This window comes from Stenotrophomonas sp. CCNWLW162 (genome assembly GCF_037203745.1).
In the GTDB taxonomy this organism is placed as follows: domain Bacteria; phylum Pseudomonadota; class Gammaproteobacteria; order Xanthomonadales; family Xanthomonadaceae; genus Stenotrophomonas; species Stenotrophomonas maltophilia_AQ.
On sequence record NZ_JBBCBL010000001.1, the window covers coordinates 452,517 to 469,764 of the forward strand.

Here is a 17,248-nt window from a genome sequence, read left to right on the forward strand (position 1 = left end):
ATGACTGCCCAACGTGCCGATGCTGCTGCCCGCCGTGCCCTCATCCTCGACGCCGCCGATCATGTGTTCGGCCAACACGGTGTCACCGCCCCGCTGGACCTGGTGGTCGAACGCGCCCAGGTGGGCCGCGCCACCCTGTACCGCAACTTCCCCGACCGAACCGCGCTGATCCAGGCGCTGCTGCAGCGTACGGTCGACCGCATCCGGCGCCAGGTCGAACAGCTCGGCGACCGCGACGATGCCCTGTTCGAAGTGTTCGAGGGTATGGCCCAGCGCATCATCGATTCGCCGGCACTGGCCGATTACTGGCGTGCAGTCGATTCGGATGTGCCAGCCATGCGCACCGCGCGCGAGACCGTGCGCGATCTGCTGGAAGCACCGATCGCCCGCGCCAAGGCCGCCGGTCTGTGCCGTGCCGACCTGGAGAAGACGGACATTTCACTGATCTCGGGCATGCTGGGCGCAGCCCTGCGCGGCAAGACCCGCGACGAGCGCGCCCACCTGGCCGGGCGTGCCCTGCAGCTGCTGCGCGGGGGTCTCCAGGGAGCAACCAGCGAGGCCCGCTGATGGTCCAGCCGTATCTGAAGCCGGTTCCGGATTGGGAGGAGCACGAGAAGCCGACCATGCCGGGTTCGGCTTCAATGCCCTGGCACCCACCGTATCGACGTGTGGCCTATGCACTGGTGTCGCTGCTCGTGGCGATCACCGGTGGCCTCGGCAATGCGCTGGTCACCGCCAACCTGCCATTCCTGCAGGGCCAGCTGGCACTGACCCCGACCCAGGGCAGCTGGCTGGTGGCTGCCTATGCAATGGTCAACGTCACGGCCAACCTGCTGGCCTTCAAGTTCCGCCAGCAGTACGGCATCCGCCTGTTCGCCGAGATCGGGCTGGGCCTGTACGCAGCCCTGGCCGTCCTGCATCTGTTCGTCGGCAGCTTCGAGACCACGATGCTGACCCGTGCTGCCAGTGGCTTCGCCGGCGCGGCCTGTTCGACACTGGGCACGCTGTACATGCTGCAGGCGCTGCCGCGCCGCTTCACCGGCAACCTGCTGGTGGTTGGCGTGGGCCTGTCGCAGCTGGCGGTGCCGATTGCCTGGATCGTCTCGCCAGGCCTGGTCGATACCGGCCAGTGGCACCAGCTGTACTCGTTCGAAGCCGGGCTCGCCCTGTGCGCGTTCGCGGCAGTTGTGGTGCTGAAGCTGCCGCCCGGCATCCAGGTGAAGGCCTTCGAGCCGCTGGACTTCCTCACCTTCGCCCTGCTCGCCCCCGCCGTCGCCCTGCTGGTGATCGTGCTGGCGCAGGGCTACACCCGCTGGTGGCTCAACACACCGTGGCTGGGCTGGGCGCTGGTCGCCTCGATCGCGCTGTCCACCACCGCCTTCATCATCGAACATTACCGGCGCAATCCGCTGCTGCAGATCCGCTGGTTATCGAAGTTGCCGGTGCTGCACTTCATCGTCGGCGCGTTCCTGATCCGCTTCCTGACCACCGAACAGTCCTATGGCGTGGTCAACCTGATGCGCACGCTGGGCATGGGCCCGGACCAGATGCGCCCGCTGTTCGTGGTGATCCTCGCGGGCGTGGTCACGGGCATCGCCGGTGCATCGCTGACCTTCGGCCCGAAGCGGCTGATCGCCCAGCTGCTGATGGCGATCCTGCTGCTGGGCGCTGCCGCCTTCTTCGATCAGCACCGCACCAGCATGGATCGACCGCACGATTTCTACGTCAGCCAGTTCCTGGCTTCGGTGGGCGCTGGCATGTTCATGGGCCCGCTGATCATGCTCGGCATTTCCGCTGCGCTGAAGCAGGGTGTGGATCACATGATCACCTTCCTGGTGACGCTGTCGATCACCCAGACCCTGGGCGGCTTGGCCGGTTCAGCGGTGCTGGGCACCTTCCAGCTGCACCGCGAGCAGCTGTACTCCAGCGCGTTGACCAGCCAACTCGACCCGGCCGACCCGGTGGTGGCGCAGCGCCTGCGCATCCAGCAACAGCTGTACAGCGCACAGATCACCGACCCGGTGCTGCGCAGTGCGCAGGGTAGCGCGCAGCTGGCGCAGACCACGCGCCGCGAAGCCAACGTGCGCGGCTTCAACGACGTGTTCACCCTCAGCGGCTGGCTGGCGATCGGCTTCCTGTGCTGGTTGCTGCTGCTGTCACTGCGCACCGCCGTGCTCAAGCAATGGCGCAAGCGCCACCCCACCTCCCTCGCTGCGGCCACGCCGGCCGCGCCCCGCTGAGTCCTCCTCCATGCCTCCCGTCCCGCCCCGCCCCGACGACATCGACGCCGACAACGTCACTCCACCGCCGCCGACCGATGCGGCGCCTGCGCCCACGCCGGCGGCACCGGCTGCCGCGCCGAAATATCTCAAGCCCAGCGCGCGCAGCGTGGTGGTGATGGTGGTAGTGGCGCTGCTGGGCATCGCGTTGATCCTGCGCGCCTGGCACCTGTGGCCGTTCACCAGCAGCGTGATGGTGACCGACAACGCTTATGTACGCGGACAGATCACGGTGATGGCGCCACAGGTGAACGGTTACGTGACCGAAGTGCTGGTGAAGGACTTCCAGCACGTGAGGGAGGGCGAGCCGCTGCTGCGCATCGATGACCGCATCTACACGCAACGTGTCGCCCAGGCGCAGGCGACGCTGGACAGCGCACGCGCAGCATTGGCCAACTCGGACCAGTCGCAGGCGCAGAACCGTGCGCAGATCGCCTCCGCGCAGGCCACGTTGTCAGCCGGCCAGGCGGAGCTGCAACGCTCGCGCAACGAGCTGAAGCGCTACGAGGAGCTGGCCGCGCAGCAGCTCGTATCGATCAACGACCGCGACAAGTTCCGCACCACCCAGGCCTCGGCACAAGCCAGCGTGCAGCAGTCGCAGGCGCAGATCCGCATCGCCGAGGAAACGCTGGTATCGACCCAGGTGGCGCGCAAGAGCCTGGAGGCCCAGGTGGAAAGCGCGCAGGCGCAGCTGGAACTGGCGCGCATCGATCTGGCCAACACGGTGATCCACGCGCCGCGCGACGGCCAGATCAGCGAAGCCAGCGTGCGCGTGGGCCAGTACGTCGCAGCCGGTTCGCAGCTGCTGTTCCTGGTGCCTGACACGCTGTGGGTGGTGGCCAACTACAAGGAAGGCCAGACCTGGGGGATGGCGATCGGCCAGCCTGCCTCGTTCTCGGTGGACGCGTTCCAGGGCCAGGTGCTGCGCGGCCGCGTGCAGGAGATCGCGCCAGCCACCGGCTCGGAATTCAGCGTGCTGCGCCCGGACAACGCCAGCGGCAACTTCACCAAGGTGGTGCAACGGCTACCGGTGCGCATTTCAATTGACGGGGAGCAGAAGCTGGCAGCACAGCTGCGGCCTGGCATGTCGGTGATCGTGCGGGTGGATACGGCGAGCAAGCCGATGGACTAGCCTTGTCATGAAACGGGGTCAGATCCCTTTGCCAATGGCAAAGGGATCTGACCCCCGCTCCTCATGCCGGCCAGCGGCCGGCACTACCGTTGCGTCACCCGGCGCAGCGCGCGCAGAGGCCGTGCACTTCCAACGTCTGCGCCTGCGGCTGGAAGCCCAGCTCCTTGGCGCGCTTTTCCAGCTGGGTGACGATCTCGCGGTCTTCCAGTTCCACCGCGCTGTGGCAGCTGTTGCAGATCAGGAACGGCACCGAGTGCGCGGCACTGCTGGGGTGGTGGCAGGCCACGAAGGCATTCACCGATTCCAGCTTGTGCACGAAGCCATTGGCCATCAGGAAGTCCAGCGCGCGGTACACGGTAGGCGGGGCATCAGCGCCCACGCCCTTGCCGTTGCGCACCCATTCCAGCAGCTCGTAGGCCTTGACCGGCTTGCCGGCCTCGGCAATCAGCTTCAGCACATTGGCGCGGATCGGGGTCAGGCGCAGCCCGCGTTCGCGCGAGACACGCTCGACCACCGCCACGAAATCCGATGCGTCGTGGACGTGATGGTGCGGGGCGGTACAAGCAGTGGCGGTCTTGGCGGGCATGCGTGTTCTCCGGTTCGGGCCTGGCAAGGATGCCTCAGGCCGTTGCTACCTTGGTGATGGCCACATCAATGCGTTTCAAGGCCTGATCGCGTCCGGCCAGATACACAGTATGGGAAATGTCAGGGCTGACCTGGGTGCCGGTGATGGCCACGCGCAACGGCTGGGCGACCTTGCCCATGCCCATCTCCAGCGCGGCGGCGGTGTCGTGCAGGGCCACGCCCACCGCCTCGGCGGTCCATTCCGGCAGGGCCGCCAGCAGCTCGCGGGCCTTGCCCAGCGCCACCTCGGCACCGGCCTTGAAGTGCTTGGCCACCGCTGCTTCGTCGTACTCGTTCAGCGGCTGGTACCAGACCACGGCCTTCTCGGCCATTTCCTTCAGGGTCTGTACGCGTTCACGCAGGGCGATCACCACGTCCACCGGTGCCGGTCCAGCGGCCACGTCCAGGCCCAGCTTCTGCAGCTGGTAGACCAGGTGCGGCGCGATGCTGGCCGGCTCCTCGGTCTTCAGGAAGTGCTGGTTGACCCAGCCCAGCTTGGCCATGTCCAGGCGCGAGGCCTTGGAATTGCAGTCCTTCACGTCGAACAGCTCGATCAGCTCCTGGCGGCTGAACAGCTCCTGGTCACCGTGCGACCAGCCCAGGCGGGCCAGGTAGCTCAGCAGCGCATCAGGCAGGTAGCCGGCGTCCTTGTACTGCATCACGTCGGCCGCGCCGGTGCGCTTGGACAGCTTGGCGCCCTGCTCGTCCAGGATCATCGGCATGTGGCCGAACTTCGGCACCGGCGCGCCGATGCCTTCGTACAGGTTGATCTGGCGCGGGGTGTTGTTGATGTGGTCGTCGCCGCGGATGACCTCGGTGATGCCCATGTCCCAGTCATCCACCACCACCGCGAAGTTGTAGGTGGGGTAGCCGTCCGGGCGGAAGATGACCATGTCGTCCAGCTCGCTGTTGGCGATCTCGATGCGGCCCTTGATCAGGTCGTCGAACACCACGGTGCCTTGCAGCGGGTTCTTGAAGCGGATGACGCGGTTCGGGTCGTCCTTGCGCGGCAGGCCCAGCTCGCGCGCGGCGCCGTTGTAGCGCGGTTTTTCCTGCTTGGCCATGGCCGCCTCGCGCATCGCGTCCAGCTCTTCGCGGGTCTCGTAGGCGTAGTAGGCCTTGCCGTCGGCCACCAGCTGCTCGGCCACTTCCAGGTAACGGGCAACACGGTCGGTCTGGTAGATCGGGCCTTCGTCATAGTCCAGGCCCAGCCATTCCATCGCCTCCAGGATGGCGTCGATCGCGCCCTGGGTGCTGCGTTCACGGTCGGTGTCCTCGATGCGCAGCACGAACTCGCCGCCACGGTGGCGGGCCTCCAGCCAGCAGTACAGCGCAGTGCGGGCACCACCGATGTGCAGGTAGCCGGTGGGACTGGGGGCGAAGCGGGTGCGGCAGGTCATGGACGGCTCGAGGAACGGGAATTCCCCGATTTTACCAGCCCACCGCCGCCTACGGAAAAAGGGGACGGAGGGGATTAAGTCGCGACTGCCCAGTTCCTGGGGCTGCGGCCGGGAAACGGAGGGGAGAAACGACTTAATCCCCTCCGTCCCCTTTTTGTCACGGCTGCGGTTCGGGCTTGCGTGGGAAGGACTGCTCGCGCGTCGCGGCGTTGTAGGCGAACGAGGCGACGATGGCGGCGGCCTGCTTCAGGTCTTCCGGCTCGGCGTGATCCCAGGTGTCCAGGTGGCTGTGGTGGACGTTGGTGAAGTAGTCCAGCCGGTCCTGGATGAACTGGAAGCCCGGCAGGCCGATGCGGTCGAAGCTGATGTGGTCGGTGCTGCCGGTGTTGCGAGTGGCCACGGTGGTGGCGCCGACGTCATGGAACGGCGCCAGCCACGCTTCGAAGATCGGCATCGCTGCCAGGTTTTCCTGCGCATAGATGCCACGGAAGCGACCCGAGCCGTTGTCCATGTTGAAGTAGACCTGGAACCTGCTGTAGTCGCGGGTCTTCTGCAGCGCGCCGGTCGGTTCGCGCAGCGAGGCCGGCAGCGCCTTCTGTGCCGGGTCGGTGGGTTCCGGGAACCGGCCGAAGTGCTTGGCCACATAGGCCTGCGAGCCGATCAGGCCCTGTTCCTCACCGCTCCACAGCGCCACCCGGATGGTGCGCTTGGGCTTGGCGCCGGTGGCCTTGAGGATGCGCATCGCCTCCATCATCACCGCCACACCGGCCGCGTTGTCGGCCGCACCGGTACCGCTGTGCCAGGAATCCAGGTGCGCACCGATCATCACCACCTCATCGGGTTTGCTGCTGCCACGGATCTCGGCCAGCGTGTTGTAGCCGGGCTGGTCGGCCTCGTCGGTGAAGCGCGCGGCCACGTCCACGCGCAGGCGCACGGTCTGCTTGGCCTCCAGTGCGCGCACCAGCGGATTGAAGTGCTCGGCGATCATCGCCAGCTCGGGGATGCCCACCGACTCATTGGCCTTTCGCGAACCACCACCGGCGACACGGATGATGCCATTGTCCCAGCTGCTGATGCTGATCGAGGCCAGCGCGCCCTCTTCCACGAAGAACGCATTGACCTTGGTCGCCAGCTGCTGGCGCTCCTGGTACTCCTTGACCCGCTTCGCACGCTCGGCGGTGGCGTCCTTGTCCTTGGGCAGGGTGAACTCCTGCAGGCCCTCCAGCGAGGTGGCATCGTGGCGATGCGAATCCGCCTCGGTTCCACGCTTGTACTCGCGCGCCTCGCCCAGCAGCAGGATCTTGCCGCGCAGCTTGCCGCGGTACTTCTCGATGTCTTCGGGTTTCTTGATTTCGACCTGCACCAGCTCGCCTTCGACCGGGCCCTTGGTACCGGGGGTCCAGGCCTTGGGCAGCGCATGCAGCGGCTGCACGCGGTCACCGAGCATCTCTACGCTGGCTGAAGTGAACTCCCAGCCACGGCCGAACTCATCGAAGGCTTCGTCGTGGACGTTGTCCAGCTTCCATTCGTTGAACTTGCCGCGGGTCCAGGCGTTGGCGCGCCCCATCGCCGGTGAGTTGGTCAGGCGCGGGCCGATGCGTTCGGTGAGGTAGCTGAAGGTGTCCATCACCTGCGAACGATGGAAGGCCTCCTGGCGGATGCGGCTGACCATGTCCAGGTCCACCGTCTCGCGCTGCTGCGCGCCTGCATTGCCACCCATTGCCAGCGCTGCGGCCAGCATGCCCCACTTCAGCCCGCTCCACTTCAACACGCCACACCCCTGCCCTTCGGCTCGATCATCAACCCATCGAGTCTAGCCAGCAGGGGCGCGGCGATACCGTCCCATCGGTCATGGGCGGCATGGAAGCGTGCAAACCAAGGCTCGCACCCACGGGAGAGTGGTTGGTTCGCACCTGCCAGCCACCTCATCCACTCCATCCCAGCCACAACTGCGCCCGTTCCGGCAGCAGCAGCAACCAGTGCCGCCGGTCGATGCTGCTGCAGCCATACACCGCCGCATGTGCGGGCCAGTCACCTGGCAGGCCACCGATACCGATCTCGGCCAGCGCCTGTGCCCCGGCCTTCCATGGCCGGTAGCGCGGCACCCTGCCTGCCAGCGCGCCGCGTCCCTGCCGCGCGCCCTGCAGCCAGGCCAGTCCCTGGCCCTGCAATCCCTCGCAGGTCACCGCTGCCAGCTGGAAGCGGACCAGGCCAGGGGCGATCCGTGCCCCCGGCAGGGCCGCCAGCACGCCATGTGCCTGCAGCAGCGCATCCACTTCCAGCAGGGCCGGAATGCCCTGCCGTGCCCGTTGCCGCAATCCCTGGCGCCAGCTCATGGCCTGCTCCTTACTTCAGGTCCGCGCCAAGCGCGTACCAGTCGACCCGGCGGGTCACCCACATCGCCAGCGCCAGGATCACGAACAGCAGCAGCGAGCCCATCAGCAGCGCGTTGTTTTCCGATACCAGCAGGCCATACAGCGCGCCATACAACACGGTCAGCAGCGCAGCGAAGCCAAGGCCGCGCTTCCAGTGACCCAGCACGTTGGCCAGGTACACCGCCTGCAGGCCGATACAGGCCACCGCCGATACCAGGTACGCCTTCCAGAACGCAATGTGCTCGGACAGACTGATCAGCAGCAGGAAGAAGATCGCCAGTGCGAGGCCGACCATCAGGTACTGCAGCGGATGGATGCGCAGCGACTTGATCAGCTCGAAAAGGATGAAGCCGACGAAGGTCAGCACCACGAACAGCACGCCGTACTTCGAAGCACGATCAGCCTGGGTATAGGCATCGACCGGATCAACCAGCGACACCGTCACCGCCTGCGAATCGATCGCACCGTCGCTGCGCAGCTGCCGCTGGGCATCGGAGGCCAGCGAGGACACCGCCCAGCGTGCATCGAAGCCCTGTGCATCGACACGACGCTCGTTGGGCAGGAAGGCACCGCTGAATGACGGGTGCGGCCAGCTGGAGCGCAATGCGATCTTGGTGTCATCACCCACCGGCACCACCGACAGCATGCGGCTGCCGTCCAGGCGCAGCTCCAGTTCAACCTCACTGCCGGCCAGGGTACCGCCGTGATCCTCGGCGAAACCGGCTACCGCTGCATGCAGGCCACGACCCACCTCACTGGCCGCGCCCACACCCGGCAACAGGCGCAGCTGCTTGCCATCCACGCGCAGGTTCGGTGTGCCAACCAGGCCACGCACATCGGAAATGCCCAGCGCCACGTACGGCTGGCCATAACTGCGGCCGGCCTTCACCGGATAGTCGTCAGCGGCGAAGGTGGCCTTCATCTGGCCGTTCCAGCTGTATACCGGCACCTTGAACAGGCCCACCTCGCGCTGGCTCGGCAGCATCTCGCCGCCGACCTCCAGCGACGCCGGCATCTGCAGCCAATGGCCCTCGGTGACCTGCACCTCGGTCTTCTTGACTCCCAGCGGGTCGACCAGTTCAACTTCCTTGCGTTCCACCCACGGCACCACACGCACCGGACCCACCAGGCGCTGCACGCCGGCGCGGCTGTCGGCCACCCGCGCAAACGCCTCATCGCGGTACTGGCTGCGCTCGTTGATGACCCCGCGGATCATCATCAGCGGGATCAGCAGCAGCAGGATCAGCCCGCCGACAATGGCAAACCTCAGCAGCATCTTCAGGGATTTCATGGTCCATCCTCGTTGGAGAGGGCTGCAGGATGGACCGCTGCGGTGAGCAGGGTTTGTGGCGAATTTGAAGCGAGTGTGAAGTCAGCGCCGCGGGCGCTGGCCCGGCACGGCCAGCGGCAACCACAGGCTGGCCACGGTGCCGCCACCCTCGCGGTCGTCGACGCTCGCGCGGCCGTCATGCAGGCGCGCAACCTCCTGCACGAACGGCAGCCCCAGCCCGGAGCTGCGCCGGCCACTGCCGGGGCGGGCCAGCGAGTAGAAGCGTTCGAATACGCGTTCGCGCGCATAGTCGGGAATGCCGGCACCGCGGTCCGCCACCTGCAGGCGCACGCCCTGCCCGTCCACCTCGGCCTGCAGCGCGATCTCCGCGCCGGCCGGAGAAAACGCAATTGCGTTGTCGATCAGGTTGTGCAGCGCCTGCCGCAGCAGATAGGTATCGCCCTGCACGCGCAGGTCGGGCACGCTGCCGATGCGGACCTGCACCCCGGCCGCCTGTGCGCGCACCTGCGCCGCCGCAGCAGCATCGGCCAGCAGCACCGGCACCGCGATCGGGTCGCGGGTCTGCAGCCAGCCGTGCTGCTCTACCTCGGCCAGCGCCAGCAGCTTGTCGATGGTCTCGGTCAGGCGTTCCTGCTGGTCGACGATGCTGCGTGCGAAGTGCATGCGGTCGGCCTCGGGCAGCGGCTCCTGCAGCAGCTCGGCGGCACCACGGATCGCTGCCAGCGGGCTCTTCATCTCGTGCGTCAGTGACTGCACGTACTGCTCGACGTAGGCCTTGCCTTCCAGCTTGCGGCGCATGGTTTCCAGCGCCTGGCCGAGATCGCCGATCTCGTCGCGGCGGCGGCGTGGCGGTGGCACCGGTTCACCGGCAGTGACCGCGCGCGCATAGCGGCTGAGCTGGCCGAGACCGGTGGTCAGCCACATCGTCACCAGCACACCGACCAGCGCCGACAACCCGATCAGCCACGCACCACGCTCGATGATGGCGCGCTGGCTGGCGGCGATGAACGGATCGATGCTGCGGTTGGGCTGGGCCAGGCTGAGCACGCCGATCAGCGTACGGCCATCCACCGGGTCGTATACCGGTGCAGCCACGTGCATCACCGTATCGCCCTCTTCACCGGCAATCTCGGGGCTGGAACGGGCGCCGTACTCGCCACGCAGGGTGCGGTAGACATCGTTCCAGCGCGAGTTGTCGCGGCCCAGGTCACGGCCCAGCGAGTCGTAGATGACGACGCCCTTGGCATCGGTGATGGTCACCCGGTAGTCGAGCGAGCGCTTCGGGAAGCGCCAGACCATCGCCTTCAGGTCGCGCTGCCGCGCCTTGGCCAGATTGCGGGTGAAGCTGCCGCTGCGGATGGTGCCGTCCTTGACGTCGGCGGCAGCCATCTCGGCCAGCACGTTGGCCGCGTCGACCAGGGTCGATTCCATCGCCTGGCGCACACCGGGCTTCACTTCGTTGACGAACACGCGCATCACGAAGAACGCGGCGATGCCGGTGATCAGGAAGAAGCCGAGGAACAGCTTCAGCACCAGGCGCATCGCTAGACCTCCAGCGCGTAGCCGAGGCCACGGTGGGTACGGATCGGATCGTCGCTGGCACCGGCCGCACGCAGCTTGGCGCGCAGCGTCTTGACATGGGTATCGACGGTGCGGTCGGCACTGTCGGCGCTGCTGTCCCAGCCCCGGTCCATCAGCTGGGCGCGGCTGAGGATGGCGCCGGGACGCTGCAGCAGCGCCTCCAGCAGCGCATATTCGTAGCGGGTCAGGTCCAATGCCTGGCCACGGAAGCGGATACGCCGGCCCTCGCGGTCGATGGCGAAGGTGCCCCGCTCCTGCCAGCCACCTTCGGTGCTGGCTGTGGCCGATGCCGCTGGCAGCGCACGGCGCAGGCGCGCGCGCACCCGCGCCACCAGCTCGCGCGGCGAGAACGGCTTGGTCATGTAGTCATCGGCGCCCAGCTCCAGGCCGAGTACGCGATCCACCTCGTCATTGCGGGCGGTCAGGAAGATCACCGGCAGCTGCGCCACGGTGCCCGGCAAGGCGCGCAGCCGGCGGCAGACCTCGAAACCGCCGAGGTCGGGCAGGCCGACATCCAGCACCACCACGTCGATGCCGCCGGCCTGCAGCCGCAGCAGAGCCTCACCGCCGAGCAGGCAGTGGCTGGCGGCATAGCCTTCGCTGCGCAGCGCATAGAGCACGGTTTCGGCAATGGCGGCTTCGTCCTCGACCAGCAGGACATGGGCAACGGGAGCTGTCATGGCGCGCAGCATAGCCGCTGCGGCCGCCGCCCCGTACACTGCCGCCCATGAACTATCGCCACGCCTTCCATGCCGGCAACCACGCCGATGTGCTCAAGCACATCGTGCAGCTGGCCCTGATCGACAGCTTCAAGCGCAAGGACAGCCCGTTCTTCGTGCTCGACACCCACGGCGGTGCCGGCCGCTACCTGCTGGCCAGCGAAGAGAGCCGCAAGACCCTGGAGGCCGAGTCCGGGATCATGCGGTTGATGGCCCAGCCCAAGCTGCCGGAGGTGGTCGAGCGCTACCTGAAGGCGGTACAGGCCGGCAATCCGGTCGGCGCGATGACCACCTATCCGGGCTCGCCGCTGCTGAGCGCGCAGGCGATGCGCGCACAGGACCGCATGGCGGTCTGTGAGCTGCAGGAAGCCGAAACGGCCACGCTGAAAGCGCTGTTCGCCCATGACAGCCGGGTCGGTGTGCATCCGGGCGACGGTTACGCGCTGCTGCGCTCGCTGTTGCCACCGAAGTTCAACGGCAGCAAGATCGGCCGCGGCCTGGTGCTGATCGATCCGCCCTACGAGGCCCAGGATGCCGAATACCAGGCGGTCCTGGCCGCCCTGGCCGAGACCCTGGCGCGCTGGCCGCAGGCCACCTGTGCGGTCTGGTTCCCGATCAAGCAGCGCCGCACCATCCTGCATTTCCTGCGCAAGGCCAGCGCGCTGCCGGTGAAATCGGCGATGACGATCGAATTCCTGGTGCGCCCGGACGACTCACCGCTGCGCCTCAACGGCAGTGGCATGCTGCTGCTCAACCCACCCTGGCAGTTCGACCGGGTGGTCGGCCCGGCCCTACCGGCCTTGCGCCAGCACCTGGGCGAGCCCGGTGCCAGCACCCGCCTGGATTGGCTCAAAGCACCCGAATAACGGCCTTCACGAGGCTGTACCGCCGTGAGCCTTTCGTTCACGGAATGCAGCCCCGGTGATGCCACAATCGATGGACCACCAAGGAATCACCCGGTATGGCCACTCGCAACCGCATGCCGCCCTGGCATGAGATCTTCAAGGCTCCCAGCGGCCACGAGCTGCTGATCCGCCCCATCCGCCCGGAAGATGGCGCGCCGCTGCAAGCAGCGTTCAGCCTGTTCGGGCCGGAAGAAATCCGTGATCGTTTCCTGCAGGCGGTGACCGAGCTCTCGCCGGAAACCACCCAGCGCCTGACCCACCCGAATCCGAAGACCGAGATCACCCTGGTCGCTGCCGAATCCCTGCCCGCCGGTGAGGCGGTAGTCGGCGCGGTCGCCCGGGCCTCGATCATCCCCGGTACCCGTGAAGCCGAGTACGCGATCCTGATCAGTCGCTTCCTGATCGGCCAGGGCCTGGGCCGGCAGCTGATGCGCAAGCTGGTGAAATGGGCCCGTGGCAAGTACCTGGACCGCCTGTACGGCGACGTTGCCGCCGAGAACGAGCCGATGAAGCAGCTGGCCGCCTCGCTGGGCTTCAAGCCGGTCCCGCACCCGACCGGCGCCGAGGGCCTGGTGCGGATGGTGCTGGAACTGGACAACTGAAGGATGCGCCGGGCGTGCCCGGCGATGCATTCCGGTAGTGCCGGCCGCTGGCCGGCATTGCGTTCCCCCAACGGCACATGAGGCTGCCGGCCATCGGCCGGCGCGACCCACCGGGCTTCGATCGGGCTTCTGCTAAAATCCGGGGTCCATGTCGCGTACCTCATACCCCGCCCCGCCGCTGCCGCGCGCCGGCCAGCTCCGCGCCTGGTGGCGCGCCCCCGCCTCGCCGACCGCCCTGGCCTGGTATCTGGCCCAGGCCGCGCGTGCGCACGACGCCCCGCTGCTGGTGATCGCCCGTGACAACCACGGCGCCAACCAGCTGGAAGCCGACCTGCACACCCTGCTCGGCGGCGACCCTGCCCTGCCGGTGGTTGCCTTCCCGGACTGGGAAACCCTGCCCTACGACCGCTTCAGCCCGCATCCGGACATCATCTCGCAGCGCCTGTCCGCCCTGCACCGCCTGCCCGCGCTGAAGCGCGGCCTGGTGATCGTGCCGGTGCAGACCCTGCTGCAGCAGCTGGCCCCGCGCAGCTACGTGATCGGTGGCAGCTTCGACCTGAAGGTCGGCCAGCGCCTGGACCTGGAAGCCGAGAAGCGCCGCCTGGAAAGCGCCGGCTACCGCAACGTGCCGCAGGTGATGGATCCGGGTGACTTCGCCGTGCGCGGCGGCCTGCTCGACGTGTACCCGATGGGTGCCGACGAGCCGCTGCGCGTGGAGCTGCTGGACGAGGACATCGACTCGATCCGTGCCTTCGATCCGGAAAGCCAGCGCTCGCTGGACAGGGTCGAGGCGGTGCACATGCTGCCGGGCCGCGAAGTGCCGATGGACGAAGCCAGCATCGCCCGCGTGCTGGCCACGCTGCGCGAGCGCTTCGATGTCGATACCCGGCGCAGTGCGCTGTACCAGGACCTGAAGTCCGGGCTGGCCCCGGCCGGTGTCGAGTACTACCTGCCGCTGTTCTTCGAGCGCACCGCGACCCTGTTCGACTACCTGCCCGACGGCAGCCTGCCGGTGGTCTGCGCCGGGGCCGGCGAAGCTGCCGAGGCGTTCTGGGCGCAGACCGGCGAGCGCTACGAGCAGCGCCGCCACGACGTTGAACGGCCGCTGCTGCCGCCATCGGCGCTGTACCTGTCGCCGGAGCTGCTGCGCGAGCGACTGAACGACACTCCTCGCATCGAGGTATGGTCGGCTGACCACGCGCGCATCGCAGATGCCCATGCGCTGGGTGACCAGCCGCTGCCGCCGCTGCCGGTGGCCGCGCGCGAAGCACCGGCCGGCGATGCGCTGAAGTCCTTCCTCGGCCACTACCCGGGCCGCGTGCTGATCGCTGCCGATTCACCCGGCCGCCGCGAGGCATTGCTGGAAGTGCTGCAGGCCGCCGAACTGAAACCACCGGTAGTGGCCGACCTGCCCAGCTTCCTCGCCGACGACGCGCGCTTCGCGATCGCGGTGGCGCCGCTGGAGGATGGCTTTGCGCTGGACGATCCGCGCATCGCGGTACTGACCGAGCGCCAGCTGTTCCCTGAGCGCGCCGGCAGCACCCGCCGCACGCGCCGTGCCGGCCGCGAACCGGAAGCGATCATCCGCGACCTCGGTGAACTGACCGAGGGTGCGCCGATCGTGCACGAGGACCATGGCGTCGGCCGCTACCGTGGCCTGATCGCGATGGACGTCGGCGGCATGCCCGGCGAATTCCTGGAAATCGAATACGCCAAGGGCGACCGCTTGTATGTGCCGGTGGCCCAGCTGCACCTGATCAGCCGCTACTCCGGCGCTTCAGCGGAAACCGCGCCACTGCATTCGCTCGGTGGCGAGCAGTGGAGCAAGGCCAAGCGCAAGGCCGCCGAGAAGGTGCGCGATGTGGCTGCGGAGCTGCTGGAGATCCAGGCCCGTCGCCAGGCGCGTGCCGGCCTCGCACTACAGGTGGACCGCGCGATGTACGAGCCGTTCGCCGCCGGTTTCCCGTTCGAAGAAACCCCGGACCAGTTGGCTGCGATCGACGCCACCCTGCGCGACCTGTCCAGCAGCCAGCCGATGGACCGCGTGGTCTGCGGCGATGTCGGCTTCGGCAAGACCGAGGTCGCAGTGCGCGCCGCGTTCGCCGCCGCCAGCGCCGGCAAGCAGGTCGCCGTGCTGGTGCCGACCACGCTGCTGGCCGAACAGCATTATCGCAACTTCCGCGACCGCTTCGCCGATTACCCGATGAAGGTCGAGGTGCTGTCACGTTTCAAGAGCACCAAGGAAATCAAAGCGGAGCTGGAGAAGGTTGCCGCCGGCACCATCGACGTCATTGTCGGCACCCATCGCCTGCTGCAGCCGGACGTGAAGTTCAAGGACCTGGGCATGGTCATCGTCGACGAGGAGCAGCGTTTCGGCGTGCGCCAGAAGGAAGCCCTGAAGGCGCTACGCGCCAACGTGCACCTGCTGACCCTGACCGCTACGCCGATCCCGCGCACCCTCAACATGGCCATGGCCGGCCTGCGCGACCTGTCGATCATCGCCACGCCGCCGCCGAACCGGCTGGCGGTGCAGACCTTCATCACCCAGTGGGACAACGCGCTGCTGCGCGAAGCCTTCCAGCGCGAGCTGGCGCGTGGCGGCCAGCTGTACTTCCTGCACAACGACGTGGAAAGCATCGGCCGCATGCAGCGCGAGCTGTCCGAGCTGGTGCCGGAGGCGCGCATCGGCATTGCCCACGGACAGATGCCGGAGCGCGAACTGGAAAAGGTGATGCTGGATTTCCAGAAGCAGCGCTTCAACGTGCTGCTGTCGACCACGATCATCGAATCGGGCATCGACATCCCCAACGCCAACACCATCATCATCAACCGCGCCGACCGCTTCGGCCTGGCCCAGCTGCACCAGCTGCGCGGCCGCGTCGGTCGTTCGCACCACCGTGCCTACGCCTACCTGGTCGCCCCCGACCGTCGTTCGATCACCCCTGACGCGGAAAAGCGCCTGGAAGCGATCGCCTCGATGGACGAACTCGGCGCCGGCTTCACCCTGGCCACGCACGATCTGGAAATCCGCGGTGCCGGTGAACTGCTGGGCGAAGACCAGAGCGGGCAGATGGCCGAGGTCGGTTTCAGCCTCTACACCGAGCTGCTGGAACGCGCGGTACGCAGCATCAAGCAGGGCAAGCTCCCCGACCTGGATGCCGGCGAGGAAGTGCGCGGTGCCGAGGTCGAACTGCACGTGCCGGCACTGATTCCGGAAGACTACCTGCCGGACGTGCACACTCGCCTGACCCTGTACAAGCGCATCTCCAGCGCGCGCGACAGTGATGCGCTGCGCGAACTGCAGGTGGAGATGATCGACCGCTTCGGCCTGCTGCCGGATGCGGCCAAGCACCTGTTCGCCATTGCCGAGCTGAAGCTGAAAGCCAACACGCTGGGCATCCGCAAGCTGGATCTGGGCGAGAACGGTGGCCGCATCGTGTTCGAGTCTAAGCCGAACATCGATCCGATGGCGGTGATCCAGCTGATCCAGAAACAACCGAACCTCTACGCCATGGAAGGGCCTGACAAGCTGCGCATCAAGCACCCCCTGCCGTTGCCGGAAGACCGCTTCAATGCGGCCCGCGCCCTTCTGACCACCCTCGCCCCGGGTTGATCGCCCCCCGAACACCCCGCACCGGCCCCCACCCGGTGCGGGCGGATGACCATGTTCCCTGACGCCGTACCCGCCCCCGACCTGCTGCATGCGCAGGCCTGCCTGATCGATGCCCTCTCGATGTCGCTGCAGATGCGCGACGCCTACACCCGCCACCACTGCGACCGCGTCGGCCTGCTCGCACAGCGCCTGGCCGCACGCTGCGACCTCGACGATGAAGCCTGCGCGCAGATCGGCCTGGCCGCCCGTTTCCACGACATCGGCAAGATCGGCATTCCCGACGATGTGTTGCTGGCCCCGCGCCGGCATACCGACGAGGAGCGCGCGATCATGCGCGAGCATCCGGTGCGTGGCGAGCATATTTTCATGGCCACCGGCCGCAGCGATGCCGTACCGGTGGCACGGCTGATCCGTACCCATCACGAGGCCTTCGATGGCAGTGGCTATCCCGACGGCCTGCGCGGCGAGGACATTCCACTCGGTGCACGCATCGTCACCATCGCCGATGCCTACGACGCGATGACCAGCGTGCGCCCCTATCGCACCGCGATGGAGCACGAAAAGGTGCTGCGGATCATCGACGAGCAATCCGGCGGCCTGATCGATCCCTACGTGCTGCAGCGCTTCCATCGCATGCTGGCGCAGGAACCGGCGCTGGCCTGAGATCCGCCGGGCATGGCCCGACGCTACCGATCAGACAAAAAAAGGCCCGGCGTTCGCCGGGCCT

Annotated in this window: 14 protein-coding genes; 7 read left to right on the top strand and 7 right to left on the bottom strand. The window is 67.4% G+C overall.

The features are described from left to right. From V9K93_RS02185 to V9K93_RS02195, 3 genes are read left to right on the top strand one after another with little or no spacing between them, the layout of a single operon-like run. Positions 1 to 567, top strand: a complete 567-nt coding sequence (locus tag V9K93_RS02185) for a TetR/AcrR family transcriptional regulator (protein WP_010483118.1) — start codon at positions 1 to 3, stop codon at positions 565 to 567. Continuing rightward, positions 567 to 2,240, top strand: coding sequence for an MFS transporter (locus V9K93_RS02190; RefSeq protein ID WP_136640073.1), 1,674 nt, complete (start codon positions 567 to 569; stop codon positions 2,238 to 2,240). The genes V9K93_RS02185 and V9K93_RS02190 overlap by 1 nt, the downstream gene beginning before the upstream one ends. A gap of 10 nt (positions 2,241 to 2,250) precedes the next feature. After that, positions 2,251 to 3,411: an HlyD family secretion protein gene (locus V9K93_RS02195; protein ID WP_136640152.1), complete on the top strand. Its 1,161-nt coding sequence runs from the start codon at positions 2,251 to 2,253 to the stop codon at positions 3,409 to 3,411. A 94-nt stretch (positions 3,412 to 3,505) separates the two neighbouring features. Here V9K93_RS02195 and V9K93_RS02200 read toward each other — a convergent pair whose 3' ends face one another. The 7 genes from V9K93_RS02200 to creB all read right to left on the bottom strand — a co-directional run bounded on the left by V9K93_RS02200 (position 3,506) and on the right by creB (position 11,374). Beyond that, positions 3,506 to 3,997, bottom strand: coding sequence for a Fur family transcriptional regulator (locus V9K93_RS02200; protein WP_004150412.1), 492 nt, complete (start codon positions 3,995 to 3,997; stop codon positions 3,506 to 3,508). Positions 3,998 to 4,031: 34 nt separating this feature from the next. Further along, a complete protein-coding gene (gene gltX / locus V9K93_RS02205) occupies positions 4,032 to 5,435 on the bottom strand; it encodes a glutamate--tRNA ligase (protein ID WP_046987667.1) in 1,404 nt (467 codons plus the stop codon). Between the two features lie 157 nt (positions 5,436 to 5,592). Continuing rightward, a complete protein-coding gene (locus tag V9K93_RS02210; protein WP_046987668.1) occupies positions 5,593 to 7,176 on the bottom strand; it encodes a M28 family metallopeptidase in 1,584 nt (527 codons plus the stop codon). A 184-nt stretch (positions 7,177 to 7,360) separates the two neighbouring features. After that, positions 7,361 to 7,771 (bottom strand): hypothetical protein, encoded by a 411-nt coding sequence (locus V9K93_RS02215; RefSeq protein ID WP_004150406.1) that lies wholly within the window; start codon positions 7,769 to 7,771, stop codon positions 7,361 to 7,363. A gap of 10 nt (positions 7,772 to 7,781) precedes the next feature. After that, positions 7,782 to 9,101, bottom strand: coding sequence for a cell envelope integrity protein CreD (gene creD / locus V9K93_RS02220; protein WP_046987669.1), 1,320 nt, complete (start codon positions 9,099 to 9,101; stop codon positions 7,782 to 7,784). Positions 9,102 to 9,182: 81 nt separating this feature from the next. After that, complete coding sequence (creC, locus tag V9K93_RS02225; RefSeq protein ID WP_253077671.1) at positions 9,183 to 10,643, bottom strand: two-component system sensor histidine kinase CreC; 1,461 nt, start codon at positions 10,641 to 10,643, stop codon at positions 9,183 to 9,185. Positions 10,644 to 10,645: 2 nt separating this feature from the next. Beyond that, positions 10,646 to 11,374: a two-component system response regulator CreB gene (gene creB / locus V9K93_RS02230; protein ID WP_337302005.1), complete on the bottom strand. Its 729-nt coding sequence runs from the start codon at positions 11,372 to 11,374 to the stop codon at positions 10,646 to 10,648. Between the two features lie 35 nt (positions 11,375 to 11,409). Between creB and V9K93_RS02235 the strand changes: the two genes are divergently transcribed. The 4 genes from V9K93_RS02235 (at position 11,410) to V9K93_RS02250 (ending at position 17,184) form a co-directional block, all read left to right on the top strand. Then, positions 11,410 to 12,267 carry a 23S rRNA (adenine(2030)-N(6))-methyltransferase RlmJ gene (locus V9K93_RS02235; protein WP_046987671.1) on the top strand — a complete coding sequence of 286 codons (858 nt, stop codon included), beginning with the start codon at positions 11,410 to 11,412 and terminating at the stop codon, positions 12,265 to 12,267. Between the two features lie 95 nt (positions 12,268 to 12,362). Then, positions 12,363 to 12,908: a GNAT family N-acetyltransferase gene (locus tag V9K93_RS02240; RefSeq protein WP_046987672.1), complete on the top strand. Its 546-nt coding sequence runs from the start codon at positions 12,363 to 12,365 to the stop codon at positions 12,906 to 12,908. Between the two features lie 148 nt (positions 12,909 to 13,056). Then, on the top strand, positions 13,057 to 16,521 hold the full coding sequence (gene mfd / locus V9K93_RS02245; protein WP_337302006.1) for a transcription-repair coupling factor: 3,465 nt from the start codon (positions 13,057 to 13,059) through the stop codon (positions 16,519 to 16,521). A gap of 45 nt (positions 16,522 to 16,566) precedes the next feature. Then, on the top strand, positions 16,567 to 17,184 hold the full coding sequence (locus V9K93_RS02250) for an HD-GYP domain-containing protein (RefSeq protein WP_046983231.1): 618 nt from the start codon (positions 16,567 to 16,569) through the stop codon (positions 17,182 to 17,184). The last annotated feature ends 64 nt before the right edge of the window (positions 17,185 to 17,248 follow it).

Bases quoted from the DNA above. Each gene is read 5' to 3' on its own strand.
- V9K93_RS02185 (WP_010483118.1), top strand. From the start codon at position 1: ATGACTGCCCAACGTGCCGATGCTGCTGCCCGCCGTGCCCTCATCCTC.
- V9K93_RS02190 (WP_136640073.1), top strand. From the start codon at position 567: ATGGTCCAGCCGTATCTGAAGCCGGTTCCGGATTGGGAGGAGCACGAG.
- V9K93_RS02195 (WP_136640152.1), top strand. From the start codon at position 2,251: ATGCCTCCCGTCCCGCCCCGCCCCGACGACATCGACGCCGACAACGTC.
- V9K93_RS02200 (WP_004150412.1), bottom strand. From the start codon at position 3,997: ATGCCCGCCAAGACCGCCACTGCTTGTACCGCCCCGCACCATCACGTC.
- gltX (WP_046987667.1), bottom strand. From the start codon at position 5,435: ATGACCTGCCGCACCCGCTTCGCCCCCAGTCCCACCGGCTACCTGCAC.
- V9K93_RS02210 (WP_046987668.1), bottom strand. From the start codon at position 7,176: ATGCTGGCCGCAGCGCTGGCAATGGGTGGCAATGCAGGCGCGCAGCAG.
- V9K93_RS02215 (WP_004150406.1), bottom strand. From the start codon at position 7,771: ATGAGCTGGCGCCAGGGATTGCGGCAACGGGCACGGCAGGGCATTCCG.
- creD (WP_046987669.1), bottom strand. From the start codon at position 9,101: ATGAAATCCCTGAAGATGCTGCTGAGGTTTGCCATTGTCGGCGGGCTG.
- creC (WP_253077671.1), bottom strand. From the start codon at position 10,643: ATGCGCCTGGTGCTGAAGCTGTTCCTCGGCTTCTTCCTGATCACCGGC.
- creB (WP_337302005.1), bottom strand. From the start codon at position 11,374: ATGCTGCGCGCCATGACAGCTCCCGTTGCCCATGTCCTGCTGGTCGAG.
- V9K93_RS02235 (WP_046987671.1), top strand. From the start codon at position 11,410: ATGAACTATCGCCACGCCTTCCATGCCGGCAACCACGCCGATGTGCTC.
- V9K93_RS02240 (WP_046987672.1), top strand. From the start codon at position 12,363: ATGGCCACTCGCAACCGCATGCCGCCCTGGCATGAGATCTTCAAGGCT.
- mfd (WP_337302006.1), top strand. From the start codon at position 13,057: ATGTCGCGTACCTCATACCCCGCCCCGCCGCTGCCGCGCGCCGGCCAG.
- V9K93_RS02250 (WP_046983231.1), top strand. From the start codon at position 16,567: ATGACCATGTTCCCTGACGCCGTACCCGCCCCCGACCTGCTGCATGCG.